This window comes from Glycomyces tritici (assembly GCF_030403505.1).
Window position 1 is genome coordinate 158,125 of sequence record NZ_JAUEMJ010000002.1, and the last position, 26,402, is coordinate 184,526.

General features: G+C 71.4%; 21 protein-coding genes. 4 read left to right on the plus strand and 17 right to left on the minus strand.

Features of this window, described 5'->3' with window-relative positions; all coding sequences use genetic code 11:
• Positions 1–16: 16 nt before the first annotated feature.
• The 9 genes from QWI33_RS06020 to QWI33_RS06060 are packed head-to-tail and all read right to left on the minus strand — an operon-like array spanning position 17 to position 7,326.
• Positions 17–682: an acVLRF1 family peptidyl-tRNA hydrolase gene (locus QWI33_RS06020; protein ID WP_289955906.1), complete on the minus strand. Its 666-nt coding sequence runs from the start codon at positions 680–682 to the stop codon at positions 17–19.
• A complete protein-coding gene (locus QWI33_RS06025; RefSeq protein ID WP_270114935.1) occupies positions 666–1,004 on the minus strand; it encodes a metal-sulfur cluster assembly factor in 339 nt (112 codons plus the stop codon). The genes QWI33_RS06020 and QWI33_RS06025 overlap by 17 nt, the downstream gene beginning before the upstream one ends.
• Complete coding sequence (gene sufU, locus QWI33_RS06030; protein ID WP_289955909.1) at positions 1,001–1,459, minus strand: Fe-S cluster assembly sulfur transfer protein SufU; 459 nt, start codon at positions 1,457–1,459, stop codon at positions 1,001–1,003. Before sufU ends, QWI33_RS06025 begins: the two co-directional genes overlap by 4 nt.
• Entirely contained in the window at positions 1,459–2,769 is a 1,311-nt protein-coding gene (locus QWI33_RS06035) for a cysteine desulfurase (protein WP_435367558.1), read from the minus strand. Before QWI33_RS06035 ends, sufU begins: the two co-directional genes overlap by 1 nt.
• Positions 2,747–3,508, minus strand: coding sequence for a Fe-S cluster assembly ATPase SufC (gene sufC / locus QWI33_RS06040; protein ID WP_289955913.1), 762 nt, complete (start codon positions 3,506–3,508; stop codon positions 2,747–2,749). The genes QWI33_RS06035 and sufC overlap by 23 nt, the downstream gene beginning before the upstream one ends.
• Entirely contained in the window at positions 3,505–3,891 is a 387-nt protein-coding gene (locus QWI33_RS06045) for a non-heme iron oxygenase ferredoxin subunit (RefSeq protein ID WP_289955914.1), read from the minus strand. Before QWI33_RS06045 ends, sufC begins: the two co-directional genes overlap by 4 nt.
• The gene (sufD, locus tag QWI33_RS06050) at positions 3,892–5,100 is read right to left on the minus strand and encodes a Fe-S cluster assembly protein SufD (protein WP_289955916.1); all 1,209 of its coding nucleotides are present in this window, start codon (positions 5,098–5,100) and stop codon (positions 3,892–3,894) included.
• Positions 5,101–5,133: 33 nt separating this feature from the next.
• On the minus strand, positions 5,134–6,567 hold the full coding sequence (sufB, locus tag QWI33_RS06055; protein WP_289955918.1) for a Fe-S cluster assembly protein SufB: 1,434 nt from the start codon (positions 6,565–6,567) through the stop codon (positions 5,134–5,136).
• Between the two features lie 27 nt (positions 6,568–6,594).
• Positions 6,595–7,326 (minus strand): helix-turn-helix transcriptional regulator, encoded by a 732-nt coding sequence (locus QWI33_RS06060; protein WP_289957196.1) that lies wholly within the window; start codon positions 7,324–7,326, stop codon positions 6,595–6,597.
• Between the two features lie 166 nt (positions 7,327–7,492).
• On the opposite strand from QWI33_RS06060, the gene QWI33_RS06065 reads away from it, so the two are divergent.
• Both QWI33_RS06065 and QWI33_RS06070 read left to right on the plus strand, forming a co-directional pair.
• Positions 7,493–8,473, plus strand: coding sequence for a COX15/CtaA family protein (locus QWI33_RS06065; RefSeq protein ID WP_289955920.1), 981 nt, complete (start codon positions 7,493–7,495; stop codon positions 8,471–8,473).
• Between the two features lie 7 nt (positions 8,474–8,480).
• Positions 8,481–8,636, plus strand: a complete 156-nt coding sequence (locus QWI33_RS06070) for a type II toxin-antitoxin system VapB family antitoxin (protein WP_289955921.1) — start codon at positions 8,481–8,483, stop codon at positions 8,634–8,636.
• A 95-nt stretch (positions 8,637–8,731) separates the two neighbouring features.
• Here QWI33_RS06070 and QWI33_RS06075 read toward each other — a convergent pair whose 3' ends face one another.
• Positions 8,732–11,203, minus strand: coding sequence for an alpha-L-arabinofuranosidase family protein (locus QWI33_RS06075; protein ID WP_289955923.1), 2,472 nt, complete (start codon positions 11,201–11,203; stop codon positions 8,732–8,734).
• 136 nt (positions 11,204–11,339) lie between these two features.
• On the opposite strand from QWI33_RS06075, the gene QWI33_RS06080 reads away from it, so the two are divergent.
• Positions 11,340–12,305, plus strand: a complete 966-nt coding sequence (locus tag QWI33_RS06080) for an ADP-ribosylglycohydrolase family protein (protein ID WP_289955925.1) — start codon at positions 11,340–11,342, stop codon at positions 12,303–12,305.
• Positions 12,306–12,384: 79 nt separating this feature from the next.
• A complete protein-coding gene (locus tag QWI33_RS06085; RefSeq protein WP_289955927.1) occupies positions 12,385–12,807 on the plus strand; it encodes an ester cyclase in 423 nt (140 codons plus the stop codon).
• 69 nt (positions 12,808–12,876) lie between these two features.
• On the opposite strand, the gene QWI33_RS06090 is transcribed toward QWI33_RS06085, so the two are convergent.
• The 7 genes from QWI33_RS06090 to QWI33_RS06120 form a co-directional block, all read right to left on the minus strand.
• The gene (locus tag QWI33_RS06090) at positions 12,877–14,010 is read right to left on the minus strand and encodes an NAD(P)-dependent malic enzyme (RefSeq protein ID WP_353895421.1); all 1,134 of its coding nucleotides are present in this window, start codon (positions 14,008–14,010) and stop codon (positions 12,877–12,879) included.
• A gap of 114 nt (positions 14,011–14,124) precedes the next feature.
• A complete protein-coding gene (locus tag QWI33_RS06095; RefSeq protein WP_289955930.1) occupies positions 14,125–16,170 on the minus strand; it encodes a YehQ family protein in 2,046 nt (681 codons plus the stop codon).
• Entirely contained in the window at positions 16,167–17,336 is a 1,170-nt protein-coding gene (locus QWI33_RS06100; protein WP_289955932.1) for a VWA domain-containing protein, read from the minus strand. Before QWI33_RS06100 ends, QWI33_RS06095 begins: the two co-directional genes overlap by 4 nt.
• Positions 17,336–19,603, minus strand: coding sequence for a DUF5682 family protein (locus tag QWI33_RS06105; RefSeq protein WP_289955935.1), 2,268 nt, complete (start codon positions 19,601–19,603; stop codon positions 17,336–17,338). Before QWI33_RS06105 ends, QWI33_RS06100 begins: the two co-directional genes overlap by 1 nt.
• Entirely contained in the window at positions 19,600–20,697 is a 1,098-nt protein-coding gene (locus tag QWI33_RS06110; protein WP_289955937.1) for an AAA family ATPase, read from the minus strand. The genes QWI33_RS06105 and QWI33_RS06110 overlap by 4 nt, the downstream gene beginning before the upstream one ends.
• Positions 20,698–20,710: 13 nt before the next feature.
• Complete coding sequence (locus tag QWI33_RS06115; protein WP_289955939.1) at positions 20,711–22,897, minus strand: DUF4132 domain-containing protein; 2,187 nt, start codon at positions 22,895–22,897, stop codon at positions 20,711–20,713.
• 106 nt (positions 22,898–23,003) lie between these two features.
• Positions 23,004–26,351, minus strand: a complete 3,348-nt coding sequence (locus QWI33_RS06120; RefSeq protein ID WP_289955941.1) for a DUF4132 domain-containing protein — start codon at positions 26,349–26,351, stop codon at positions 23,004–23,006.
• Positions 26,352–26,402 lie beyond the last annotated feature (51 nt).

Below are 26,402 nucleotides of genomic sequence, written 5' to 3' on the forward strand. Positions count from 1 at the left end.
GCGCGGCGCGGGTCGCTCAGTTGGGGAGGGTGATGCGGAAGCCGATGGCGCGGTAGGCGGTCTGGGTCAGCAGGGCCTGCTTGGGCTCGGCGATGTCGCCGAAGTGGACGGCGGGCTGGAGCTTGGCGAGGCGGGGGTCTTCGAGGACGCCTTCGACCGGGCCGCCGGTGACCAGGACGTCGAAGTCGGCGTTGCCGAGGACGGCGAAGGCCGCGTCGCGGGCGCGCTTCTCGGCGGCGTGCGCCTGGCCTTCGCGGCGGCGCGCGAAGCGCTGCTGGGACTGGCCGCCCGCCTTGGTCTTGCCCTGGACGTAGGCGGTGTCGGTCTTGGAGGCGGTGATGCGGCCGTCTTTGAGGATGCCGACCGAGTACGCGCCCTTGCGGGCCAGGAGGACCGCGATGCGGCGCGGTTCGAGGGCGTAGTCGCGCAGGTGCTCGGCGGCTGTGACGGGGTCGTCGTCCAAGAGCCAGCCGGCGGGCAGGCCGTCGGCCAGTGTCCATACGACACTGGCCGACGTGCCCTCGTTCGATTCGATCGTCCAGGCGTCGCCCTCGGCGTGGTGGGCGGCGATGCCGCCGTTGCGGGCGGCGAAGTTCGCGACCCATCGCGGGAGCCGCTCGGGTTCGACCTCGACGATCTTGCCGCCGCCGGAGACGGGGCGGACTCTAGACGTTGAAGCCAAGTGCCCGAAGCTGGTCGCGGCCGTCGTCGGTGATCTTGTCCGGGCCCCACGGCGGGATCCACACCCAGTTGATCTTGAGGTCGGCGGCGAGGCCGCCCTCAGGACCGCTGGTCAGGGCCGAGCGGGACTGGTCCTCGATGACGTCCGTCAGCGGGCAGGCCGCCGAGGTCAGCGTCATGTCGAGGGTGACCACGTTGGATTCGTCCACGTGGACGCCGTAGATCAGGCCCAGGTCGACGACGTTGATGCCCAGCTCGGGGTCGACCACGTCCTTCATGGCTTCGAGGATGTCGTCCTCTTTGGCCTTCACTGTGTCGGTCATGCGTCGGTCCTTCCGGGGATCGAGGCTTCTGCCCGGACCAGGGCGTCCTGGAACGCCTTCCAGCCCAGCAGTGCGCATTTGACGCGCATCGGGTACTTCGAGACGCCCGCGAACGCGACGGCGTCCTCAAGGGACTCTTCATCGCCCTCGGACCGGCCCTTGGAGTTCATCAGCTCGGTGAACTCGGCCAGCTTCGCCAGCGCGTCGTCCACCGTGGCGCCGTTGACGAGCTCGTACATCACCGATGCCGAGGCCTTCGAGATCGAGCAGCCGACGTTGTCGTAGGAGACGTCGGCGACGCGATCGCCCTCCACGTGGACCCGGAGGGTGATCTCGTCGCCGCAGGTCGGGTTGACCTGGTGCGACTCGCCCTCGAAGGGTTCGCGGAGGCCCGCGCCGCGGGGGCGCTTGTAGTGGTCCAGGATGACTTCCTGGTACAGCTCGTCGAGATTCATCAGCCGAACACCTTTCGCACCTGGCCCAACGCCTCCACGAGCCGGTCTATTTCCTCGTGGGTGTTGTAGACGTACCCGGAGGCGCGCGTGGTGGCGTTGACGCCGAAGCGCTCGCAGGTGGGCTTGGCGCAGTGGTGGCCGACCCTGACCGCGATGCCCTCGGCGTCGAGGATCTGCCCGACGTCGTGCGGGTGGATGTCCGCGAAGGTGAACGAGACGGTCGCGCTGCGCCCGATCGGGACGCGCGGACCGATGACCTCGAGGCCGTCGACGCCCTCCAGCTGCTCGAGCATGTAGGCGGCGAGCTCCTTCTCGTGGGCGCGCACGTTCTCCATGCCGAGCTTGTCGAGGTAGTCGATCGCGGCGGCCAGGCCCACGGCCTCGGTGATCGGCGGCGTGCCGGCCTCGAACTTGGCCGGGGCCTTGGCGAAGGTGGTCCGCTCCATGGTGACGGTCTCGATCATCGAGCCGCCGGTGAGGAACGGGGGCATCGCGTCGAGCAGGTCCGCTTTCGCCCACAGGACGCCGATGCCGGTCGGGCCGAGCATCTTGTGGCCGGTGAAGGCGATGAAGTCGACGCCGAGCTCGGCCACGTCCACGGGCATGTGCGGGACGGACTGGGAGGCGTCGAGGCCCACCAGGGCGCCGACCTCGCGGGCGCGGGCGGTGATCTGCGAGGTCGGGTTGACCGTGCCCAGCAGGTTCGCGACGTGCACGAAGGAGACGACCTTCGTGCGCTCGGTGATGACCTCGTTGATGCTCTCGAGGTCGAGGCGGCCGGCGTCGGTGATGCCGATCCACTTGAGCGTCGCGCCGGTCCGCAGGCAGAGCTGCTGCCAGGGGATGAGGTTGGCGTGGTGCTCCATCTCGGTCACCACGACCTCGTCGCCGGGCCCGAGCTTGAAGCGCGAGTCCGCGGACGGATCGAAGACCGCGTTCTGGAACGCGTAGGCCATCAGGTTGATCGACTCGGTGGAGTTCTTGGTGAACACCACCTCGTTCGGGTTCGCGGCCCCGATGAACTCGGCGACGCGGGCGCGGGCGCCCTCGTACGCCACGGTGGCCTCGGCGCCGAGCGTGTGGACCGAGCGCGAGATGTTCGCGTTCGAGTGCTCGGTGAAGCGGCGCATGGCCTCGACGACCTGCACGGGCTTGTGCGAGGTCGCGGCCGAGTCGAGGTAGGCCAGGGTCTTGTCCCCGATCCTGCGCTGCAGGATCGGGAAGTCGGCCCTGACGGCCTCGACGTCGAGCTTGCTGGCAGCCTCCACGGCTCCTTCTTCCTGTTGGCTAGGCGGCCTTCGTACCGACATAGGACTCGTAGCCTTCGGCTTCGAGCTTGTCGGCGAGTTCGGGCCCGCCCTCTTCGGCGATCTTGCCGTCGACGAAGACGTGGACGAAGTCGGGCTTCACGTACCGCAGGATGCGCGTGTAGTGCGTGATGAGCAGGACGCCCGGGTTGCTCGTGGCCTTGGCGTGGTTGATGCCCTCGGAGACGATGCGGAGGGCGTCGACGTCGAGGCCGGAGTCGGTCTCGTCGAGGATCGCCATCTTGGGCTTGAGCAGCTCCATCTGCAGAATCTCATGCCGCTTCTTCTCGCCGCCGGAGAATCCCTCGTTGACGTTGCGGTTGATGAACGCCTCGTCCATCTTCAGCTCGGCCATGGCGCCTTTGAGGTCCTTCATCCAGGTGCGGATCTTGGGGGCCTCGCCGTCGACCGCGGTCTTGGCGGTGCGCAGGAAGTTGGAGACCGACACGCCGGGGACCTCGACCGGGTACTGCATCGCGAGGAAGAGGCCGGCGCGGGCGCGCTCGTCGACGCTCATCTCGAGGACGTCCTCGCCGTCGAGGAGGACCTCACCCGAGGTGATCTCGTACTTCGGGTGGCCGGCCAGCGAGTAGGCGAGGGTCGACTTGCCGGAGCCGTTCGGGCCCATGATGGCGTGGGTCTCGCCGGAGCTGATGGTGAGGTCGACGCCGTGCAGGATCGGCTTGGCGCCCTCGTCGGTGTTGACCGAGACGTGCAGGTCGCGGATCTCGAGCTTGCTCATGACAGGTTTCCTTCGGGCGATGCTTGCGAGCCCGGCATGGGCTCAGTGGCGTTTTCGGTGGTCTTGGGCTTCAGGCTGAGGTAGACGTCGCCGTCGCGGATCTCGACCGGGTAGGTCGCGACCGCGGTCGTGGCGGGCGGGCCGGACGGCTTGCCGGTGCGCAGGTCGAAGGTCGACCCGTGGAGCCAGCATTCGATCGAGCAGTCCTCGACGTCGCCCTCGGAGAGCGCCACGGCGGCGTGGGAGCACTCGTCGTAGAGGGCGAAGGCCTCGTCCCCTTTGCGCACGAGCACGAGCGACGTGCCGTGGATGTCGGCCGCGACGGCCTCGCCCTCGGGCAGGTCGCCGAGCGCGCAGACGCGCAGGAAGTCGTTGTCGGTCATCTAGGCACCGGCCTCGATGTCGGCCGGGGCGAGGAACTCACCTGCATCGAGGCGGGCGACGACGAGCTCGGTGAGCTCCTCGCGCAGCCCTTCGTCGGGGATCTTCTGCACGATCTCGTTGAAGAAGCCCTTGACGACCAGGCGGCGGGCCTCGGCCTCGGGGATGCCGCGCGACTGGAGGTAGAACAGGTGCTCCTCGTCGAAGCGGCCGGTGGTCGAGGCGTGGCCGGCGCTGATGATCTCGCCGGTCTCGATCTCGAGGTTCGGCACCGAGTCGGCGCGGGCGCCGTCGGAGAGCACGAGGTTCCGGTTGATCTCGTAGGTGTCCGTGCCGGTGGCCTTGTCCTGGATGAGGACGTCGCCGATCCACACGGTGTGCGCGTCCTGGCCCTGGAGGGCGCCGCGGTAGTTCACGTTGGAGCGGCAGTCGGGGACGGAGTGGTCCACGAGCTGGCGCTGCTCGATGTGCTGCCCGGCGTCGGCGAAGTAGAGGCCGTAGGCGTCCACGGAGCCGCCCTGGGCGGCGAAGTCGACCGACAGGTACTGGCGGACCAGGTCGCCGCCGAGCGTGACGGCGATGTGGTCGAGCTTGGCGTCGCGGCCCAGGCGGGCCTTCTGGTGCTCGACGTGGGTGGACTCGCGGTCCCACTCGGCGACGACGACCAGGCGCAGGTGCGCGCCGTCGCCGACCGAGATCTCCACGTTGTCGCCGAGGCGGGCGAGGCCGGTGTGCCGCACGATCAGGGTGACGTCGGCGTGGTGCCCGACCTCGATGAAGGTGTGGGCCCAGGTGGCGCCGTCGAGGCCGCCCCCGGTCACGTCGACCCAGACCGGCTCGGTGACCCGCGCTTCGGGTGCGACCGCGACGAGCAGGGCCTTCTCGCTCTTGGCCCATGCGACGGCGCTGGGCCGGTCGAAGGGCTTGAGGATGGAGCCCAGGCGCTTGTCGTCCTTGCCGACGGCTTCGGCGGTGACCCCGGCGGGCAGGCTGCGGATCGCGTACTCGGCGGCCTTGACCGCCGGGGCGGTCTCGAGGTCGTCGAGGCCGCCGAGGCGCTTGACGGGCGTGAAGCGCCAGTCCTCCTCCCGGCCGGTGAGGGCCGGGAAGTCCGCGGGCTCGTACGAGCGCAGCAGCTGCGACTTGGTCTTCGGCGGCGCCTCGGACGGGCCGTGGGTGTGCGGCTTGGCGACTGCCAATTCGATGCTCATGAAGTCTCTGGTTCCTAGTCCTAGCCCGGTCGCTTAACCGACCGCGCCTTCCATTTGCAGCTCGATGAGGCGGTTGAGTTCCAAGGCGTACTCCATGGGGAGCTCCTTGGCGATGGGCTCGATGAAGCCGCGCACGATCATGGCGGCGGCCTCGTCCTCGGTGAGGCCGCGGCTCATGAGGTAGAACATCTGGTCCTCGCCGATCTTGGAGACCGTCGCCTCGTGGCCCATGTCGACGTCGTCCTCGCGGATGTCGACGTACGGGTACGTGTCGGAGCGCGAGATGGTGTCGACCAGCAGCGCGTCGCACTTCACGGTGGACTTCGAGTGGTGCGAGCCCTCGTCGACCTTGACCAGGCCGCGGTAGGAGGTGCGGCCGCCGCCGCGCGAGATCGACTTGGAGACGATCGTCGAGGAGGTGTGCGGCGCGGCGTGCGTCATCTTCGCGCCGGTGTCCTGGTGCTGGCCGGCGCCGGCCATCGCGACCGAGAGGACCTCGCCCTTGGCGTGCTCGCCGACCATGACCACGGCCGGGTACTTCATGGTGACCTTGGAGCCGAGGTTGCCGTCGACCCATTCCATGGTCGCGCCCTGCTCGGCGATGGCGCGCTTGGTGACCAGGTTGTAGACGTTCGACGACCAGTTCTGGATGGTCGTGTAGCGGACGCGGGCGTCCTTCTTGACGATGATCTCCACGACCGCGGAGTGCAGCGAGTCCGAGGAGTACACCGGGGCGGTGCAGCCCTCGATGTAGTGCACGAACGAGCCCTCGTCGGCGATGATGAGCGTGCGCTCGAACTGGCCCATGTTCTCGGTGTTGATCCGGAAGTAGGCCTGGAGCGGGATGTCGACGTGGACGCCCTTGGGCACGTAGATGAACGAGCCGCCCGACCAGGTCGCGGTGTTGAGCGCGGCGAACTTGTTGTCGCCCACCGGGATCACGGAGCCGAAGTACTCCTTGAAGAGCTCCGGGTGCTCGCGCAGGCCCGTGTCGGTGTCCATGAAGATGACGCCCTGCTGCTCCAGGTCCTCGCGGATGGAGTGGTAGAGCACCGTCGACTCGTACTGGGCGGCGACGCCGGAGACGAGCTGCTGGCGCTCGGCCTCGGGGATGCCCAGCTTGTCGTAGGTCTTCTTGATGTCCTCGGGCAGGTCCTCCCAGGACTCGGCCTGACGCTCGGACGCCTCGACGTAGTACTTGATGTTGTCGAAGTCGATCCCGGACAGGTCGGCGCCCCAGTTGGGCATCGGCTTGCGGCCGAAGAGCTTGAGGCCCTTCATCCGCAGCTCGAGCATCCACTCGGGTTCGTTCTTGCGCGCGGAGATGTCGCGGACGACCTCTTCGGTCAGACCGCGGCGCGCGTTCTCGCCGGCGGCGTCGGAGTCGGCCCAGCCGTACTCGTACCGTTCCAGGGAGGCCAGTGCCTCTTCTTGGCTGAGCGGCTCGGGCTTCTGCGTGTCGGTCATCTCAAGTCTCACCTTTGACCTGTCGGGTTATCGGTCTGCGCGTTCGGGGTCGGGCAGCGGCACCGGGCCGCGTCCCCCGCCGTCGTCCACGGCCCGGAGGCCGCGGTTCGTACCGGGCACGTGGGTGGTGCACACCCCGTCCCCGTTGGCGATCGTCGCCAGGCGCTGGACGTGTACGCCCAGCAGGCGGCCGATCACCCGCGTCTCCGCCTCGCACAGCTGCGGGAACTCCGCGGCAACGCCCGCCACCGGGCAGTGGTGCTGGCAGATCTGCCCGCCCGAGGCGATGACCGACGCCGTGGCGGCGTAGCCCTCGCCCGACATCGCGGTGGCCAGCGCCTGCGCGCGGGCCATCGAGTCGTCGGAGTCGACCGCGTCCATGGCGGCCCGGCAGCGGGCCTCCAGGCGTGCGACCTGCTCGGCGGCGAAGCCGCCGACGGCGTCCTCGCCTTCGAAGCGGCGGATCCAGCGAAGCGCCTCCATCGCGAGGTCGTCGTAGGTGTGGCCGAAGTTGGTGCGGGCGGCGGGCGTGAGCTGGTAGCTCTTGGCGGGCCTTCCGCGTCCGGAGGTCTTGACCACGCGGGTCTCGACCTGGCCTTCGGCTTCCATGGCGTCCAGATGGCGGCGGGTGGCGGTGGCGGTGATGCCGAGGTCCTGCGCGAGGTCGGCGGCCGTGGCTTGACCGCGTTCGAGCAGCAGCCGGGTCACTCGGCGGCGGGTGTCCCCGTCCGTCGAGTGGCTGGTCGCCCTCGTCACCATTTCCACAACACAAAGCTTACTTAATTCGGCGCGGCGCGTCGAGATGGCCGTCGGTGAGACGGGGCACGCAGGTTTGCCTAACCTCACACTCCCCACCGGTCGTGTCAGCCCACAATTCGGCACCCGGCCGGGAGGCGGGGTGCGGTCCAGGGGCAAGATCGTGGCTGTGAACCTGTTGCATCGGTGGTTTGGCAGGCCGGGCGCGGTGCGCCGGTGGGCGCTCACCAGCGTCATCGCGAACGTCGGCATCATCGTGACCGGCGGCGCGGTGCGGCTGACCGAGTCGGGCCTGGGCTGCCCCGAGTGGCCCAAGTGCACCACCGACTCGCTGGTGGCGACCCCTGAGATGGGGATCTACGGGGCGATCGAGTTCGGGAACCGGGTGCTGACCTGGGTGCTCGTGGCGATCGCGATCGGCGCGCTCGTGGCGGCGTGGCGGCGGGTCCCGCGGCGGTCGTCGCTGGTGAAGCTGGCGTTCGGCGCGTGCCTGTACGTGCCGGTCCAGGCGGTCCTGGGCGGCATCACCGTGTGGACGGGCCTGAACCCGTGGGTCGTGGGCCTGCACTTCCTGGCCTCGATCCCGCTGGTGGCGCTCTCGGTGGCGCTGTACGTGCGCTCGGGCGAGCCGGACGGCGAAGTGGTGCCGCTGGTCCCCCGGGCGGTGCGGCTCCTCGCACGGGGCCTCGTGGGGGTCGCGTTCGCGGTGATCGTGCTCGGCGTGGTCGTGACCGGCTCCGGCCCGCACGCGGGCGACGCCGAGACGCCCCGCAACGGCCTCGACCCGGCCCTGATGTCCCAGCTCCACGCGGACCTGGTGTGGCTCCTGGTCGGCATGACCGTGGCGCTCATCGCGGCGCTGCACGCGGTGAAGGCCCCGAATTCGGCGAAGCGCGCGGTGTACACGCTGCTCGCGGTCCAGCTCCTGCAGGGCGTCATCGGCTACACGCAGTACTACCTGGACCTGCCGGTGGTCCTGGTCGGCCTCCACATGCTCGGCGCCGGCGTCCTGTGGGTCGCGGCGGTCCTGGTCCCCTTCAGCCTCCGCAAGCGCGAACCGAGCGCGGAGGCCGTCCCCCTCCACTACGAGATCCACGGCGACCGCGAAGGCGACCGCATCGTGGAGCCGGAGCCCGCCGCAGCGAGCTGAGGATCGCATGTCGGCGGTACGCATCGACATCGCTGACGAACTTCTTGAAGCGGCCATGCACCTCATGGGAACCGCCTCCAAGGACGACGCGGTGAACGAGGTGCTCGCGGACCGCCTTGCGGACGCGAAGCGCAGCGCCCCGGGGGGCCTCGGCCGGGAATGACCTCGACCGCGGTGTGGTGCGTGCCGATCAACGTCGCGTCGCCGGTCTCACGTACGAGCGCGGCCCCGGGCTTTCGCCCGGGGCCGCGCTCGTTCTTAATGGCGCCCTTGTGGTTTCAGGGTGATGAAGGTGACGGAGTAGGGCGCGAACTCGTAGGTGAACTCGTTGCCCAGGCCCTTCACCGTCTCGGTCTCGGGGTAGACCACCTGGTCCTGGCCGAGCATGTTGTCGCAGCCCGGCTCGCAGGCGATGGTGGTGACCTCGCCCTTGGACTTGAGGCGCTGGCCTTCGAGGACGACACCGGTGGTGACCGCCTCGCTCTGGGCGTTGACGACCTTGAGGGTGACCTCGCCGGTGTCCTCGTCGCGGGTGACGACCTGGTAGAGCGGCTCGACCGCCTCCTTGTCCTCCACGGTGAAGGCCTGCTCGCCGTCGACGTAGCCGGTGATGGTGCGGCCCTCGACCTCGATTTTGAGGTCGTAGGTGCGGCCGGTCTCGATCACGGTGTCGTGGTTGAGGAGCGTGGACTTGGCGCCGTTGCTGGACTTCTCGACGGCGCTGGTGGTGTTGTTCCAGCCGCCGAGGTTCCACCAGTAGTAGTCGTCGGAGCCCTCGACGCCGAACATGACGAGGAAGCCCTCGCTGCCGGCGGTCTTGGTGGCCTTGACCTCGTAGGTGTAGTTCGACCAGTCGGCCGCGCCCGCGGTGGTGCGGGCGTCCTCGACGAGCGCGGTCTGGCTGTAGGCGCCGTCGGTGGCGGACCAGGTTCCGGCGGCGTTGCCGCCGACGGTCCAGCCGTCCGAGCCCGTCGCGAAGTCGTCGGCGAAGAGCTCGGTGCCGCCGGCGGCGGTCACCTTCACGTCGTCGTAGGTGGCGGCGGTGTTCCAGGTGGCGAGGCCGATGCCGCCCGCGATGTCGGGCTGCGCGATCGGGGAGGCGTCGAGCGTGGAGGCGAGCACCTCGTCGCCGGCGTTGGTGGCGAAGAGCTTCTGCACCTCGTAGCTGGCGGATGTGACCGTCTGGTGGTTGTCGTACCAGATCATGTCCGGCGCCCAGTCGATGTAGTCGATGTTGGACAGCAGCGGGGCGTAGGAGGCCATGTCGACCACGTCGCCGTTGCGTTCGATGCCCGTCAGGTAGGAGGCCTCGGAGAGGGCGCTCCACCAGGTGTTCGAGCGGGAGGCGTACTCGCCGACGAACACGTGCGGGCCCGTCCGGTCATAGGCGTCGTAGCGGGCGTTGTTGGCGAAGAACCACTCCGGGGAGTTGTAGTAGTGCTCGTCGACGAGGTCGACCTGCTGCTCCCGCATGAACTCCCAGCTGCGGTCGAAGACCGCGCCGGCGTCGTCCACACCGGAGTTGCCGACGATCTCGATGTCCGGGTAGGCCGCGCGGACGGCGTCCTTGAACGCCGGGAAGTTCGCGTAGAACTGGTCCTTGTACTCCTCGTTGCCCAGGCCGATCTTGGTGAGGCCGAACGGCTCCGGGTGGCCCATCTCGGCGCGGAGCGATCCCCATTCGGAGTCGGCCGGGCCGTTGGCGAACTCGATGAGGTCGAGCGTGTCCTGGACCCAGGTCTGGAGCTCGGCCGGATCGGTGATCTCGGCGGAGTCGCCGCAGCCGGTCACGCCGACCGGGACGACCGGCAGCGGCTGCGCGCCGATGTCCTCGGCGAACTGGAAGTACTCGTAGTAGCCGAGGCCGTAGGTCTGGTTGTAGCCCCAGAAGTTCTGGTTGGTCAGCCGCTCTTCGACGGGCCCGACCGTGTCCTTCCAGTTGTAGGCGCGCTCGCGGCCGTCGCGGTCGAAGTTCCCGGTGTTGACGATGCAGCCGCCGGGGAAGCGCAGGAAGCTCGGGTCGAGGTCGGCGATGAGTTCGGCGAGGTCCTTGCGCAGGCCGTTGTCGCGGCCTTTGAAGGTGTCGCGGGGGAAGAGGGAGACCATGTCGAGGTCGGCGGCGGCGTCGGTCGTGACCGCGAGCCGGCCGTCCACGGTGGAGGCGCCGGCGTTGAGCACGGTCGAGAGCTCGGTCCAGGTTCCGGCACCGGTGTTGACGGTGGCCGTGCCGCTGACCGGGGTGCCGTCGGCGTCGAGGAGCTGCACGGTGATGTTGGCGTTCTGCCCTGCGCGCGCCCACACGCTGAAGTCGTAGGGCTTCCCGGCCTCGATCGCCATGCCGGAGTTGTAGCCGGCGTTGATGATCGTGGTGCCCGCTTCGGCGGCGAGGTAGTGGACGTTGTTCTCGTGCAGGCCGCCGGAGTCGGCCACGGCCGCCTCCCCGTTCACGGTCCAGGAGGTCAGCGGGTGATAGGAGCCCTCGTCGGCGGGACTGAACTCGAAGGAGCGGTTCTGGACGAGTTCGGCGTAGAGGCCGCCGTCGGCGGCGTGGTTGATGTCCTCGTAGAAGAGCCCGTAGAGCTCGTCGGAGATCGCGGTGGCGGCATCGAGGTCGACGTGGATGCTCGCGTCGGCCTCCTGCGCCGACGCGTTCGTAGCGGTGAGGGTGGCGAGCACGACGGCGGTCGCTGCGACGACGGTTGTCGTTCTCGTTCTGGTCGGAGGCTTCATCGTCTTCCGTCCTGATGTGAGGGAGGGTCGAAACATTTCGATGTATTGTGAATGTTAACGGTCACTCATGTCAAGGCGTCCGTGTCGGCGCGGGCCGCAGAGGTCCGAAGCGGCTTGGACGCCATACAATCCCGGCGTGACTCAAGCGCTCACGCGGCACGACCGCGTCCTCGGATGCCTCATCGGCGGGGCGGTCGGCGACGCCCTCGGCTACCAGGTCGAGTTCAACCACTGGGATCGGATCAGGGAGTCGTGGGGACCGGACGGCGTCACCGAACTCCGCCGCAACCAGATCTCCGACGACACCCAGATGACCCTCTTCACGGCCGAAGGCCTCCTCGATGCCGCACCCGGCGACGAGTTCGCGTCCGTCAAGAGCGCGTACATGCGCTGGTACGCCACGCAGAAGGAGTACCTGCCGCCCAGCGGCGCGCGGGGGCTGGCCGCCGAGCCGTGGCTCTACGACCGCCGCGCCCCCGGCAACGCGTGCCTCTCGGGGCTGCGGGCCGGCGGGGGGCCCGGCGTGAACATGGACTCGAAGGGCTGCGGCACCGTCATGCGCTCGGCCCCGTTCGGGTTCCACTCCGGACCGGAAGAGGCCTACGCGCTCGCCGAGCGGTGCTCGGCCCTCACCCACGGCCACCCGACCGCCGGAGCCTCGGCGGGCGCGTTCGCGATGATCGTGGCGCACTTGATGAACGGCGAGACGCCGCAGCGCGCGGTCTCCGCCGCGATGCTGCACCTGCGCGACGGCCTCCACCGCTCCGAGACCGCCGACGCGCTCCAGCACGCCTACCGCCTCGCCGGGAGCGTCCCGCCCGGCCCCAACACCTGCGCGCCCCTGGGCGAGGGCTGGATCGCCGAAGAGGCACTCGCCATCGCGGTCTACTGCCTGCTCGGCACCGACGACGTCCGCAAGGGCCTCACCGCCTCGGTGAGCCACAGCGGCGACTCCGACTCCACCGGCGCGATCCTCGGCAACCTCTACGGCGCCGCGTACGGCCATGCGGCCCTGCCCAGGGAGTGGAGCTCCCAAGTGGAGGGACGCGGCACGATCACGGCCCTGGCCGGCCGGTTCGCCGCCGACGCGCCGACCTCGTAGGCGGGCGACGCGCGAATCGCGGGAACCGGACCCGCCGCCGAGAATGCGAACGATAATCGGAGGTGAGGAGGTGATGACCATGGGCCAGGCAAGAGAGGTCCTGGACAAGCTCACCGATACCGCGATCGAGCGGCACGACGTCGACTCGGCCGTCGCTCTCTACGCTGACGACGCCGTGCTGATGACGCCCGATGCGGGGACGGTGCGAGGACCCGAGAAGATCGCCGAGTACTGGCACCAGTTCATCGACGCGTTCCCGGACGGCCACTACGAGACGATCGCCCAGCTCGAATCCGACGGCAAGGCGGTCGACGAGGGCTACTTCATCGGCACCAACACCGGGGCGATGACGACGCCGTCAGGCGAGCGGATCGAGGCGACCGGGAAGCAGGTGAAGCTCCGCAGCTGCGACATCGCGGCCGTGGAGGACGGCAAGATCACCGAGCACCACCTCTACTTCGACGAATCGGAGTTCATGCGCCAGATGGGGCTGAGCAGCTGATCGCCCGGTAGAGCACACGAAATGACCCGGCCGGGACGTTGCGTCCCGGCCGGGTCGTTCGCGTGCGCGCTAGGCGGCGGCCCGCACCGCCGCGGCGACGGCCGGGGCCACGCGGGGGTCGAGCGGGGACGGCACGATGCGGTCGGCGGCGAGGTCCTCGGCCGCGATGTCGGCGATCGCCCGGGCCGCGGCGAGCTTCATCGCCTCGGTGATCTGCGGGGCCCCGGCGTCGAACGCGCCGCGGAAGATCCCGGGGAACGCCAGGACGTTGTTGATCTGGTTCGGGTAGTCGCTGCGGCCGGTGGCGATGATCGCCGCGTGCTTCGCGGCGACCTCGGGGTCGACCTCCGGCGTCGGGTTGGCGAGGGCGAACACGATCGCGCCGTCCGCCATGCCTTCGAGCGCCGATTCGGGGACGGTGCCGCCGGAGACGCCGATGAGGACGTCGGCGCCCTTGAGCGCCTCGGTGACGCCGCCGCTGCGTCCGTTGCTGTTCGTGAGCGCCGCGAGCCGCTCCTTGACCGGGCTGAGGCGGTCGCGGCCCTCGTGGACGATCCCGGTCGAGTCGCAGACGATGAGGTCGCCGACGCCCGCTTCGTCCAGGATCTTCGTGATGGCCACGCCCGCGGCGCCCGCGCCGACCACCACGACCGTGAGGTCCTCGGCCCGCCGGTCCTGGAGGCGCAGCGCGTTGGTGAGCGCGGCGAGGACGACCACGGCGGTGCCGTGCTGGTCGTCGTGGAACACCGGGATGTCGAGCAGGGCCTTGAGGCGGTCCTCGATCTCGAAGCAGCGCGGGGCCGAGATGTCCTCGAGGTTGATGCCGCCGAAGGACGGCGCGATGGCCGCGACGGCGGCCACGATCTCATCGGGGTCCTTGGTGCTCAGGCAGATCGGGACGGCGTCGACGTCGGCGAACTGGCGGAACAGGGCGGCCTTGCCCTCCATCACGGGCAGGGAGGCGGCGGGGCCGATGTCGCCGAGGCCGAGGACGGCGGTGCCGTCGGTGACCACGGCGACGACGTTCGAGCGCCACGTGTGGGTCCGCGCCAGCGACTCGTCGGCGGCGATGGCCTCGCAGACGCGGGCCACGCCGGGCGTGTAGGCGACCGAGAGGTCCTCGCGGCTGGCGAGGGGGACGGTGGTGGAGGTGCGCAGTTTGCCGCCCTCGTGGGCGACGAAGATCGGATCTTGCAGGTCGATCATTGGTCAAGCCTCATTGCTTCGATGATGATCGCCGACTCTGCGTACGCCGAGCGGATGGCTCCGGCTGAGATTTGAGTGGCTGAAGTTACAGAATGGGGATTGCCCAGGCGGTCAGTGTAGCTCAGCGGTGACCAGCATTCGGACAGCGGCGGCGATCCAGGCGGCGCATTTCGCCGGGTCGTCCTCCGCTGCCAACGCCTTGGACAGGTGCACGAAATCGCTTGCAGCCCTGTGGAGTCCGACCCGTTCGAGGTCGGCGGCGGCGGCCTCCACACGGCGGCGGGACGGTTCGCGGGCGCCGCGCAGGCCCTGGTGCGCGAGATCGGCGCACACGGTGAGCGCGTCCTCGACCGCGGCGGCGACCGGGTCGGTCGCGGCGTTCGCGCCGGCGGCGGCCAGCTCGGCGGTGTCGTCCCCGGGGGCGAAGTCGGGGACCACCGGGCCGTCAGCGGTGAGCAGCGCGGTGGGCTCGACGATGAGCACGCCGCGGTGGCGCTGCACGTGCCCGGCGACGGCGGTGACGCCCTTGAGCAGGGCCTTCTCGGCGGCTTCGAGCGCGCCGGGCGCGGCTACGCGGTGCGGGACGCGCAGGATCGCCGAACCGCCCTTCGGGGCGGCGATGCGGGCTTCGAGGCACTGCGAGGCGGGGTCGTAGCCGAGGAGCTCGACGTCCTCGACGGCGATCACGCGCAGGGACTCGGCGGCCACGCGCGGGCGCACGAGCGCCGGCGGGCGGGCGGCGAGCTCCTCGGCGAGGGCGTCGAGGTCGGTGGCGCGCAATGAGTCCGGGAGGTCGTTCCAGGCCAGGCCGAGCGGCAGGACCTGGGTCTTGGCGAGGCGGCCGGTGCCGAGCTTGAGCGCGCGGGCCGCCGTGCGGGAGGCGGCCTCGGTGACCGTGTTGCCCGCGGCCAGCGCGCCGATCTTGCATCCGGCGAGGCGCTTCGCGGCGATCTCGGCCCCGGTGAGGGTGGCGTCCTGCGGAACGGGCCAGTCGCGCTGGACCGCCAGGACCATGCCGGTCTCGGGCTGGGCCAGGTAGATCTCGAGGGCGCGGGTGTCGCCCGCGGCGGTGACGCGGGCGCCGAGGCCGGTCAGGCGCACGAGGGTGAGGGGGGTGGCGGCGGCCTCCTCGCTGCCGAGGACCTGGGCGGTCGGGGTGCCTGCGGAGTGTCGGGCGGCGCGGGAGCGGGCGGGGAGTTCGGCGAGGAGGGCGGCGAGGCGCTGGGGGTCGTAGGCGGCGGAGCGGTCCTCGTAGCGTTCGAGCTGCTCTATGAGGTCGTCGACGGCGCCGGCGGGCCAGTGGGCGCGGCGGCGGGTGAGGGATTTGGATTCGCGCTGGAGGGCGGCGCGCAGGACGCCGTCGGCGCCGACCGCGCCGTCGAGGAGGACCCGTTCGGCGAGGGCGAGGGCGTCCTCGAGGGCGTCGGCGGCGGTGCCGCCGCCGACGCTGACGGTGGTCGGGGGTTCGGGTGCGGTGCCGTCGAGGGCGGTGCCCGCAACGGTGGCGCTCTCAGACTCGGCGCCGTCTGGTGCGGTGCTCTCCAGGGCCGCGCGGAAGGCCCAGACGGCGAGGACGATCGCGGTGTCGCGGGCGGGGCCGGTGGCGTCGGTGTGGACGTAGCCGAGGCCGGGGACGAGGAACGTCACGGTCGCCGCGGGGAGCTCGGCGGCGGCGGGGCGGTCGGGGCCGGGCCAGGTGAGGCGGGCGGTGTAGCCGGCGCGGCGGGTCTGCTCGGCGGCTTTGAGGGCGTGGTGGCCGAGGACTTCGCGGAGCGCTTCGTCGGTGATGGCGGCGGGGTTCGCGATCGGTCCGGCGGGCTCGGGGGCGGCGTCGGCGGTGGTGTCGGGATCGGCCGGTTCGGTTGCGGGCGCTTCCTGCACGCGCTGGTAGGCGAGGACGGCGCCGACGCGGTGGCGGCATTTGCCGGTGGCGCCGCAGGTGCAGGTGGCGGCTTCGAGGCCGCCCGCGGCCGGGAGCGCGGCTTCGGCGCCGTCGGGGAAGACGGCGGTGAGGGTGCCGTCGTCGGCGAGCGCCACTTCGGGGACGGTCCCGGCGTCGAGGTCCTTGGCGGCGCGTTTGACGAGGCCGCGGTTGGCCAGGGCCGCAAGGGCGTCCGTGGTGAGGGCGAGGAGGTCGTGCCTGGGTTCCGCGGTCACGTGCCGAGCCTTTCCGCAACGAATTCGACCAGGTGGGAGGGGGTCATGGCGCCGACGTGGGCGCCGACGTCGGCGAGGCGGGCGGCCATCTGGTGGTCGAAGATCGGGTTCGCGTCCTCGTCGAGGGCGGCGAGGCCGAGCACCTGGGTGCCCTGCTCGCACAGCTGCTTGACGAGGTGCACGAGCCGGGCTTCGCTGCCGCCTTCGTAGAAGTCGCTGATGAGGGCCACGATGGAGCGGCGCGGGTTGTCGATGAGCCCGGCGCCGTACTCGACGGCGCGGGCGATGTCGGTGCCGCCGCCGAGCTGGACCTTCATGAGCAGTTCCACCGGGTCGTCCACATCGGAGGTCATGTCGACCACCGCGGTGTCGAACGCGACCAGGTGGGTCGTGAGGCCCGGGAGGGCGTAGAGGCAGGCGGCCGTGACGGCCGAGTGGATCACCGAGCCGGTCATGGACCCGGACTGGTCGACCAGGAGCACCAGCTGCCACTGCTCGAGCCGCTTGGAGGTGCGCGAGTGGAACTGCGGGCGCTCGATGGCGACGCGGCGCTCCTCGGGCTGGTAGTGCTTGAGGTTGGCGCGCAGCGTGCGCTTGAGGTCGAAGTCGCGCGAGCGCCGGTGCCAGCTGGGCTTGCGGGTGCGGCTGCCGGTGAAGACGGTGCGCACCTGCACGGAGAGCTTCTCGACCAGGCGCTGCACGACCTCCTCGACGATGCGGCGGGCGGCGGCGAGCACCTGCGGGTTCATGAGGTGCTTGGTGCGCAGGACGGCTTTGAGGAGTGAGGGGCTCGGTTCGATGCGCTCCAGCACGTCGGGGTTGGTGAGGACGTCGTGGATCTCGTAGCGCTCGATGGCGTCGCGCTCGAGCCGCTCGATGGTCTCCTTGGGGAAGAGCCGGTGGATGCCGTCGAGCCAGTCCACAGTGGTGAGCTGCGAGGGCGAGTCGTCCGCGCCGCGCGAGTCGTCGCCGCGGGCGCCGCCGCGGCGCACGCCGCGCTTGCCGAGGTCGTCGTCGCGGCTGTAGAGCCAGTCGAGGGCGGCGTCGCGCTGGGCGTTCTCGTCGCTGAGGCCGCCGGTGCGGCTCTCGGCGGCGGGCCCGAGGATGAGCCGCCAGCGTTCGAGGTCGGCTCCGTGGTGCTGGGCACCGTTGTGCTGGTCCCCCATCAGGACTCTCCTCCGAATACGAGGCCTTCGCGGGCGAGGGCGGTGTCGACGCGGGCTTCCAGGGCCATGGCGGCCGCCATGGCGACCGGGTCGACCGCGAGCTTCCTGGTGAGGTCGCGGGCGTTCCCGCCGCCTCGTGCGTCGACGAGGCGTTCGGCGATGAGGCCCCGCTCGCGGGGCGGGAACGTCGCGAAGGCCTGGCGCAGGGCGGGCAGGGCGGTGAGGAACTCGTCCTCGTTGAGATCGGCGACGAGTTCGTCCACAGCGGACACGACGCCCTGCTCCTCGGCGAGGACCTCTTCGCGGGCCACGGCGAAGAGCCCGGCGAGCCAGTCGCCGAGGCGGACCGGGTCGGCCACCCCTGTGGCGGCTTCGGCCGCGTTCGCGGGCGCGCCGAGGGCCCAGGCGAGGCCGAGGGCCGCGCCGCGCAGGTCCGGCGGGGCGAGCCCGTCGGTCGCGATCCGTTGGGCCGCACCGGCGACGGACGACGCCGGCGGCGTGAGCCCGGGCGCGTGGCGCACGGCGTCGCGCAGGGCCCGCATCGCCAGGAGGCGGCCGGTGTCGGCCGGGCCGGGACCCGCGTGGAGTCCTTCGGCGAGCCACAGGATGCGGTTCGCGCACGCGGTGACCACCGCGGCGTACAGGGCGCTGCCGGCGGTGCCGAAGAGGTGGTCGTGGCGCCACAGCGCGAGCACCGTGGCGAGCGCCGGACCGACCTCGCCGAGGTCGCCGCTGTCGTCCACGGCGGCTTCGACGGAGGCGCCCAGGCGGTCGGTGAGGTGCGCCCGGCCGCACAGGGCCGCGTCGAAGAGCATGGCGGCCAGGGCGTCGAGCGCCCCTTCGGCGTCGGCGCGCTGCTCGAGCACGGTCTGGGCGGCGTCGCCGAGGGTCGCGCCGAGCGCGCCGGACTCGATGAGCACCGGCAGGCGGTCGGCGCTCGGCTTGAGCGTCCACTGCTCCTCGGCCGTGACGTCGGCGCCGGCCGTCGGGCCCGCGACGCGGCGGACCCCGGGCAGGCGCAGCAGCCGCATGCAGTGCAGGGCGCGGCTGCGCTCGAGGTCCTTCGGTTTGGCGAGGTCGAGTCGCAGCGCGCCCTCGCCGTCGAGGCCCAGGCGGGCCATCTCGGCCTCGGCGTCGTCCACGAGCGGCGGCCGGGGCGTGTCCGGGTGCAGGCGGCCCACGCGCTCGCCGGTGAGGGCCGCGGTCATCTCGACCACGACCGGATGCGTTCCGGCGGTGAGGGAACCGCGGCGCGTCCACGGCAGCGGCTGCTCGAGGTCGTCGCTGATGAGGGCGCTGGCCAGGCCGTCGAGGAGGTCGGTGCGGCCGGGCCGCCCGTGGCCGCGCAGGCGCGCGAGCCCTTCGGTGAGGCTCCGCGCCCCGATGAGGTCCGAAGTGGAGACGTGAAGGCCGCGCTCGCGCAGGCGGCGCGTGATCCGCTGCACGAGCGTGGCCGCCGCCTCCTCCGGACCGGCCTCCCAGAGGCGCTGGTAGTACTCGGGCGAGGGCATCCCGGACTGGTATCCGGCGAACGCGTCGAGGCGCTTGAACGAGTAGGGCACGAGGTAGCCGCCGGTCTCGGTGCCCTCAGGCGGTGCGGGGAGGTCGGGGAGCGCGGTGTCGCCCGCTTCGGCGAGACGGCGCAGCGCGGGGGCGTGGAAGCCGCCGCAGACGACGAGCACCGGCCCCTCGGTCTCCGCGAGCGTCGCGCGGATCCATTGGGCCATATACGCTTCGCGCGCATTGTCGTGGCCGTCCGCGTCGGCCTCGCCGCGCACGAGGTCGAAGTACTGGTCGAGCCGCTCGGTCAGGCCCTCGGTCTCGGCGACCTCGACGAGGTGGTCCCAGAGGGCGTCCACGTTGTCGACCGCGAGCGCGCGGCAGAGCCGGTCGGTCGCGTCGGTGTAGCGGCGCTCGGCGTCCGAGTAGCGGTTCTCGACGCCGTCGAAGGCCCGGTGCCAGGCGGGCAGGTCGATGAACCGCACCTCGGCGCCCGATCGGCGCCCCTCGGTGAGGGCGACCCACTCGGGCGAGTAGTCGCACATCGGCGCCCACGTGCGACGCACCGCGAGGTCGGTGCTGGCGTACGAGTAGATCGCCACGGGCAGTTCGTGCTCCAGGGCGAGCTCGTCGAGGCGGTCGTTGAAGTCCGCCGGGCCCTCGATGAGCACGGCCGCGGGCCGCAGCTCCTCGATGCGCGCGGCGACGAGGCGGGCGCAGGCGGGCGAGTGGTGCCGCACGCCCTGGACGTGGAGGCGCTCGATCATCCCGGCAGCAGGTTCCGCGCCTGGTACAGCGACTCCCAGTGCGGGCCTTTGCGTTTGGGGGCCTTCTGCTCGAGGTAGCGGCGCAGGCGCGCGAGGTCTTCGGCGTTGTCCTTCGCCGCGGCCCCGGCCATGCAGTCCACGATGTCCCCGGCGACGGCGGTGCCGCCGCGCAGGTACCAGGCCTTGATGCCCACCGCGTGCGCGACAGAGACGGCCTCGGCGGTGGACATGACCGCCTGCGGGCGGCCCGAGTTCGCGTCCCCGGTGCGCAGGTCGCGGAAGACCCGCACGAGCACTTCGAGCACGTCCCGGGACGGCGGCGCGGGCACGCCCGAGCGCGCCAGGGCCGCCGAGGCCTCGGCCTCGACCAGGTCGAGCTCGGTCTTGAAGTCGGCGATCGGGAAGACGGTCTCGAAGTTGAAGCGGCGCTTGAGGGCCGCGCTCATCTCGTTCACGCCGCGGTCGCGGGTGTTGGCGGTGGCGATGATGTTGAAGCCCTCGCGGGCGAAGACCATCGAGTCGCCTTCGAGCTCGGGGATGGCGAGCACCCGGTCGGACAGGGGCGAGAGCAGCGAGTCCTGCACTTCGAGCGGGCAGCGGGTGATCTCCTCGAACCGCACGACCCGCCCCTCGGACATGCCGCGCAGCAGCGGCGCGGGCACGAGGGCGCGCTGCGTGGGGCCTTCCGAGACGAGCAGGGAGTAGTTCCAGGAGTAGGCGATCTGGTCCTCCGTGGTGGAGGCGCCGCCTTGGATCGTGAGGGTCGAGTCGCCGGAGACGGCGGCCGCGATGAGCTCGGACAGCAGCGACTTCGCCGTGCCGGGCTCGCCCACGAGCATGAGGCCGCGGTTGGTGGCGAGCGTGACGAGCGCGCGGTCGATGAGCGAGGGGTCGCCCACGAACTTGCGGCTGACGCCGCGCGACTCCTCGCCCACGATGAACGTGCGGGCGGCCTGGAGGCTCAGGGCCCACCCGGGCGGTCGGGGCGACTCGTCCTCGGCGGCGAGCTTCGCGAGCTCGGTCGCGTAGCGGTGCTCGGCCGGCGGGCGCTGGACTTTCGGTGCGGCGGCTGTGCTCACAAGTTCAGTGGTCATGGCGGCTTTCTGCTCAGTGGTGGATGCCGGTGGCGCGGCCGAGACCGGCGAGGATCTCGGCGACGAGGACGGGGTCGAGGGCGTCGCCGCGCAGCGTGGGGGCGCCGCGGCGGCGGTTCTTGGTGGGCGAGAACCAGACCCAGAGGATGCGGTGGCGTCCTTCGGGGTCGGGTTCACGGTAGTCGGGGCTCGGGTCGATCTCGGCGAGGAGGTGCGCGTTCTGGACGACCTCGCGGCTGGCGTCGTTCAGGGCCTCGAGCGGGAGCTCGCGGTCGAAGAGGTAGGTCCGGCCGCCGGCCCATTGCGAGTCGGAGTCGCCGGTCCAGTGCAGCGACTTCCATTCCAGCACCTCGCTCAGCGCGCCGAACGTGGCGGTGGCGCCGGAGAAGCGCTCCAAGACGCCGGTGTGCGCCTCCTCGGGGGTGAGCGCCAGCGCCGGGCGGACGAGCTGGTCGAACGGCTGCAGGATCTCGTAGTCGGCGAAGACCTCGGTCCACAGCGCCACGTCGGCGTCGAGGAGCACGGGGTGGGCGAGGCGGACGCGGGCGTCCTCGACGAGTTCGAGCGGCTTGTCGTTCACGTCCGCGAAGCTGCCGTCCTCGGCGAGTCGGAACGCTTGGGGCCCAGTGGCAGTCTCGCCGATCCAGATGAGGCCGCGGGCGAGCGCGGCGAGCACGGGGTGGGCGAGGAGATGCGCGAACTCCTCGGGCCGCCAGATGCGGCTGGTGAGCATCGCGTCCTTGAGGCGGTCGCTCTGGAACTCGCGTTCCGCGGCGAGGTCCTTGGCGAGCGCGCGGAACCGGACGAGGGACGCGGCGGCGGTCTCGGCGTCGTCGCGGACGCCGGGGCGCGGCAGGCGCGAGCGGATCTTCCCGTCGGCGTCGGCGACGCGGAGGTTGAGCCGGTCGTCGGTCCTGATGTGGAAGGCGCGCGGTCCGAAGTCGAGCGTGAGCCGGCCGGGGTCGTCGAGGCCGAGCGTGGGGGTGCCGCGGTCGGCGAGCGGTTCCACTTCGGATCCTGAGCGGTCCGCCACGGCGGCGGCGTGCGCGGCCGCCAGCTCCCGGACCGAGTCGTGGAGCCTCCCGCGCGAGAGGCGGTACAGCGCGGGGAACGCGGTCTCGGCGGGGAAGGCCGCGAGGGTCTCGAGCGCCAGGCCGGTCTGCGCGAGGTTCCGCGCCCCGGATTTCTTGACCTGGGCCTCGATCAGGACGGCGGCCTCGGGGCCGCCGAAGCGCGCGAGCTGGCCCACGGTCCAGGGCGTGAACCGGTACCGCTGCGCCATGGCGAGCGAGAAGCGTGCGAGCGATGCGGCGTCGCAGGCTTCGGCGACGGCGTCGGCCGCGGGGTACGGGGTGCGCGGCGACCACTGCGAGAGGACCGCGATGAGGTGCGAGACGGCGCTGGGCGGCAGGACCGCCGCCCGGTCGGCGGTGAGGACGCGCGGGAGCAGGTCCTGCGCGTGGATCGAGCCCGCGGTCGGGTTGCTCAGCAGCGGCCGGTCGAGGTGGTCGGCGAGGACGGCGGTGACGCCTGCGACCGCTTCCGGCCCATGGGTCTCGGCGCGGCGGATGACGGCCTTGGGGCCGTACCGCCAGGCGAGGAGGCGGAGCGCGCCGCGGGCGGTGGTGCGCTGGTAGGCCTTGGGGCCGAAGGCTTCTGGAATGAGGAGCGGCACGGCGTGGAGGCCGTGGCGGTCGAACCAGTCGAGGCCGGGGCCGCGCCCGGCGTCGAGCCGGAGGCACCAGTGCGCGGCGGTCGCCGCGGCCGGGGTGCTGCGGATGGCGAGGAGGACGCGGCCGGCCCACGGGGATTTCTTGATGTGCCGGACGGCCCTGTCGGCGAAGCGCGGGCCGCCGCGGGCGAGCTGGGAGAGGAGGCCCTCCTCGAACTTCCATTCGGGGCGGTAGCTGTAGATCCGCTCCCCCACCGAGTCGTCCCAGTAGGTCTCCGGGTCCCATTCGACGGCGTCGGGTTCGAGCGCCATGGCGCGCTCGAACTCGCCGGGGCGGCCGACGAGCTGGGGGGCGGGGACTTGAAGGCCGGGGATCTCGCCGGGCGGGCGGCTCCGGCGCGGTTCGGCCCACGGCGGGGCGACGAGCACCTTCGGCAGGTCCGCAAGGGCCGCGACGGGGAGTCCGGACGGCGGCGACTCGTCGGTTGCTTCGAGTCGCTTGTCTTGTGGCGCAAGGTGATCGGTCATGACCGGCTTTCATGGGGCGGTGGTGTCATGCAGAGCATATGAGGACGGTGCGACACGCCTCCGGCCCATCGCGTTCGAACAACGCGATGGGCCGGAGTCGAGGCGGTCAGGCGACGCCGGCGGCCTTCGACAGCGCCGCGAGCACTTCAGAGGCGACCACGGGGTCGACCGGCCCGAAGCCGGTCTTCGGCGGCGGCACGGTCCAGTCGGTGAGGCCGCGGGCGGCGAGCAGGACGGTGCGGAGCCGCTGGTCGGGGCAGTGCTCGATCGCGCCGACCCAGATGCCCGGGTCGAGGTCGAGCACGAGGTAGCCGGCGCCGCGCACCTCGCAGGACATGCCCGGTTCGATCCCGGCGTCCTGGGGTACGGCCCGCTCCCAGCCCTTGCTCGTGAGGCCGAGCAGCTTGCCCACCGGGACCGTGATCCCCTCGAACCGCTTCAGGCGGCCCGTCTGCAGCTCCTCCTCGGTGAAGGCCAGCACGGGGCGTTCGAGTTGCGGGAAGGGCTGCAGGATCTCGTAGTCGGCGAGGATCTCGCCCCAGGCGTCGAGCTCGTCGCCGATGATCGCGGGGTGCGCGAGGCGGATCGCGGCGTTCGCGGGAAGCGTGAACTCCTCTTCTTCGACGTCGGTGCAGCCCTTGTCCTCCGCGAGGCGGAACGAGGTCCGCCGGCCGTCGGCCTCGGCGATCCACACCAGGCGCCGGGCGAGGTGCCACACGAGCGGGTGCTGGACGAAGTGCTCGTCGAACTCGGCGGGCGTCCACGTGCGGCCCTGCACCATGGCCCGCTCGAACCGCTTCACCTGGTCCGCGGCGACCGTGCGGAGGTCTTTGCGCAGTGCGGCGAACCGCTGGTACGCGGCGGCGGCGAGGAGTTCGTCGTCCTTGGCACCCGGCTTGGGCAGGCTCTTGCGGGGCTTGCCGTCGCCGTCGCGCACGAACGGCTTGAGCGCCTCGTCGAAGCCCACGGTGAACTGCCGCGGCCCGTAGTCGAGGACGAGCGCGGCCTCGTCGCGCAGCCCGAAGTCGGGCACGAGGCGGTCGGCGAGCTGGTCGGCGGTCAGGCCGAGGTTCGCGGCGATGGCGTCGATCTGGTCGCCCGCTTCGGCTTTGATCGCGGCGAACTTGGCCTTCTCGGCGATCTGGTTGATCGCCCGCAGCGCGGCCTCGGTGCCGATCGCGCCGAGCACCTTGAGGCCCTTGACGGCCCGCTGGTGCTGGCTCTCCCCCGGCCACTTCGCGACGAGCGGGGCGAGCAGGCGCACGGCCTCGTCGTCGGCGAAGTGCGCGAGCTGCGTCAGGGCCCAGCCGTCCTCGGAGGGCGCTCCGGCGGCGAGCCACTGCTCGAACAGCGCCACCGAGAAGCGCGCCAGCGAGAGCCGGTCGCAGGCCTCGGCGACGACCGCGACGCCCGCGTAGTCGTACTCGGGCGTGCCGATGGCGAGCACGGTGAAGAGGTTGCGGACCGCGGCGTCCGGCAGCGCGTGCTCGCGCCCGGCGAGCAGCACCTGCGGCAGCACCGCCGGGGAGGCCCACGCGCCGGCCTTGGGGACCTGGATGCCGATGGGCATGAGCGGGTCGATGTCCACGAGGTCGCCGATCGCGGCGGCGGCCTCGTCGCCGTACTGGGCGGCGGCTTCGCGCACGAGGTCGGCGCCGTGGGTCGAGGCGAGGTAGCGCAGTGCGGCTTCAGCGGCGGCGCGGGTCTTCTTGGACTTGCCGAGGGCGTCCGGGACGAGCAGCGCCGCGGCGTCCGCGCCGTGACGGTCGAACCATTCGACCGCGAAGGGCCGCATGGTCTTCAAGCGCACGAGCGCATCGGCGGCGTAGCGGGCGACGAGGAGGTTCGCGACCGGCAGCAGCAGGAGGCGCCGGTACTCGAAGTCGTACGAGGTGGCGGTCATGATGTACTGCGCCGCTTCCGCACCGAGGTTCGCCAGGATGCGCTGGAGGACCGGGAGGTTGAAGTAGTTGTGGTCGACCTTCCAGCGCGGCAGGAGGTCGGCGGCGACCTCCGGGTGCGCGAGGGCCAGCAGGCCGGCCTGGTCGTAGGCGTCCTTGGCGTCGAACTCGCGGGTCGCATACTCCCAGCGGGTGCGGCTCCATTCGGCGGACTCCTTGAAGCGGGCGAACTGGTGGTGCTCGATCGCGGCCCACGCTTCGCGTTCGCCTTCGGCCCAGGTCATCCGCTCGATCGGCGCGGGTGCGAGATCCTTGAGGACGATCGCTTCGCGCTCGGCCGCGCCGGTGCCCCAGGGCGGGGCGGCGAGCAGGGCGGGCACGGCGTCGGCGGGGGCTTCGGGGACGCGCCGCCGGTCGGCGGTGAGGGGCGCGACGGCCGCCTGGGTCGCCTCGTCCATGAGCGGGAGCACGGTGTCGAGCAGGACCGGGTCGGCGTGGGCCAGGGTCGTGAGCTGCCTGTGCTCGGCGGCGTCGGCGGACGGGAGGCGCTCGGCGATCAATCGCAGTGCGCGCCTGGGGAAGTTCACGGCCGCCTCGATGGCGAAGCCCATGGCGTCGGCCTGGTCCAGATGGTCGAGCAGCACCGTCATGGCCTCGTCGCCGGGCATCGCCGCGAGGGCCCGGTATACGGTCCGCCGCTCCCCGGGGCCGGGGCGGCCGCTGCCGAGATACCCCTTGCAGACGGGCAGCGCCGCGGCGCCGAGGCGGTGGAGGAGGTCCGCCGCTTCGGCCACCGGCAGCCCGTAGAACCGGCTCGGGTCCACTTCGATCAGATCCGTCTGCTCTTCGGTGGTGACCAGTTCGAGCAGCAGTTTCGGGTAGGCATGGGACGCCGAGGTCCGGTACTCGTTGCAGACCTCGGTCAGCCAGGCCTCCTCGTCGGGGACCAGGATGCTCACCGCGAGCCGCAGCTCGGGGCTGGTGCGGTGCTCGGCGAGTGCGGCCACGACGCCCGCGTAGTCGGCGTCCGCGGCGATGCGCGCCCGGACCTGGCGAATCTCGGCGTTGTCCTGAAGCTTCGACCAGCTGCTCTCGGACAGCGCACGCCATGAGACACCGAGGTTCCGGTCGCGCCGGTCGAGGTCGAGGGCGAGGGTGTAGGCGAGCGCGGCCGCCGCGAACGGCAGGCCGTGATCGGTCTCCAACAGGTCGAACATCGGCCGGCACCGGAGACGGTACGTGTCGTGCGCCGAGTTGGCGAGCAGTGCCACGACGCCGGCGCCGCGCACGTCGGCCTCACTGTGGAGGGAGGCAGTGCCGGAGGAAGCACTGCTGAGGTATGCCGACGCGGCGGTAGCGAACTTGTCGTCGCGGCCCTTGGCGAGGCGCGCGCGGATCCAGTCCATGTGCTTGTCGAGGTGAGCGCGCCCGGCCCCCGGGTCGAGCACGATCCTGCGCGGCTTGGCGCCGCGGCGCGGCTGCACGAAGCGGTTCCACGCGGCGGGGAAGGCGAGGCGGTCTTCGTCGGAAAGCGGTACGGCGGTATCGGTCATGGGCGACAGCTTAGGAACCGGGTACGACACGGTGATCGCGCTGGCGCGCAG

Bases quoted from the DNA above. Each gene is read 5' to 3' on its own strand.
- sufB (WP_289955918.1), bottom strand. From the start codon at position 6,567: ATGACCGACACGCAGAAGCCCGAGCCGCTCAGCCAAGAAGAGGCACTG.
- QWI33_RS06105 (WP_289955935.1), bottom strand. From the start codon at position 19,603: ATGATCGAGCGCCTCCACGTCCAGGGCGTGCGGCACCACTCGCCCGCC.
- QWI33_RS06035 (WP_435367558.1), bottom strand. From the start codon at position 2,769: ATGTCGGTACGAAGGCCGCCTAGCCAACAGGAAGAAGGAGCCGTGGAG.
- QWI33_RS06110 (WP_289955937.1), bottom strand. From the start codon at position 20,697: ATGACCACTGAACTTGTGAGCACAGCCGCCGCACCGAAAGTCCAGCGC.
- QWI33_RS06100 (WP_289955932.1), bottom strand. From the start codon at position 17,336: ATGGGGGACCAGCACAACGGTGCCCAGCACCACGGAGCCGACCTCGAA.
- QWI33_RS06045 (WP_289955914.1), bottom strand. From the start codon at position 3,891: ATGACCGACAACGACTTCCTGCGCGTCTGCGCGCTCGGCGACCTGCCC.
- QWI33_RS06060 (WP_289957196.1), bottom strand. From the start codon at position 7,326: ATGGTGACGAGGGCGACCAGCCACTCGACGGACGGGGACACCCGCCGC.
- QWI33_RS06075 (WP_289955923.1), bottom strand. From the start codon at position 11,203: ATGAAGCCTCCGACCAGAACGAGAACGACAACCGTCGTCGCAGCGACC.
- QWI33_RS06115 (WP_289955939.1), bottom strand. From the start codon at position 22,897: ATGACCGATCACCTTGCGCCACAAGACAAGCGACTCGAAGCAACCGAC.
- sufU (WP_289955909.1), bottom strand. From the start codon at position 1,459: ATGAATCTCGACGAGCTGTACCAGGAAGTCATCCTGGACCACTACAAG.
- sufD (WP_289955916.1), bottom strand. From the start codon at position 5,100: ATGAGCATCGAATTGGCAGTCGCCAAGCCGCACACCCACGGCCCGTCC.
- QWI33_RS06085 (WP_289955927.1), top strand. From the start codon at position 12,385: ATGGGCCAGGCAAGAGAGGTCCTGGACAAGCTCACCGATACCGCGATC.
- sufC (WP_289955913.1), bottom strand. From the start codon at position 3,508: ATGAGCAAGCTCGAGATCCGCGACCTGCACGTCTCGGTCAACACCGAC.
- QWI33_RS06070 (WP_289955921.1), top strand. From the start codon at position 8,481: ATGTCGGCGGTACGCATCGACATCGCTGACGAACTTCTTGAAGCGGCC.
- QWI33_RS06025 (WP_270114935.1), bottom strand. From the start codon at position 1,004: ATGACCGACACAGTGAAGGCCAAAGAGGACGACATCCTCGAAGCCATG.
- QWI33_RS06120 (WP_289955941.1), bottom strand. From the start codon at position 26,351: ATGACCGATACCGCCGTACCGCTTTCCGACGAAGACCGCCTCGCCTTC.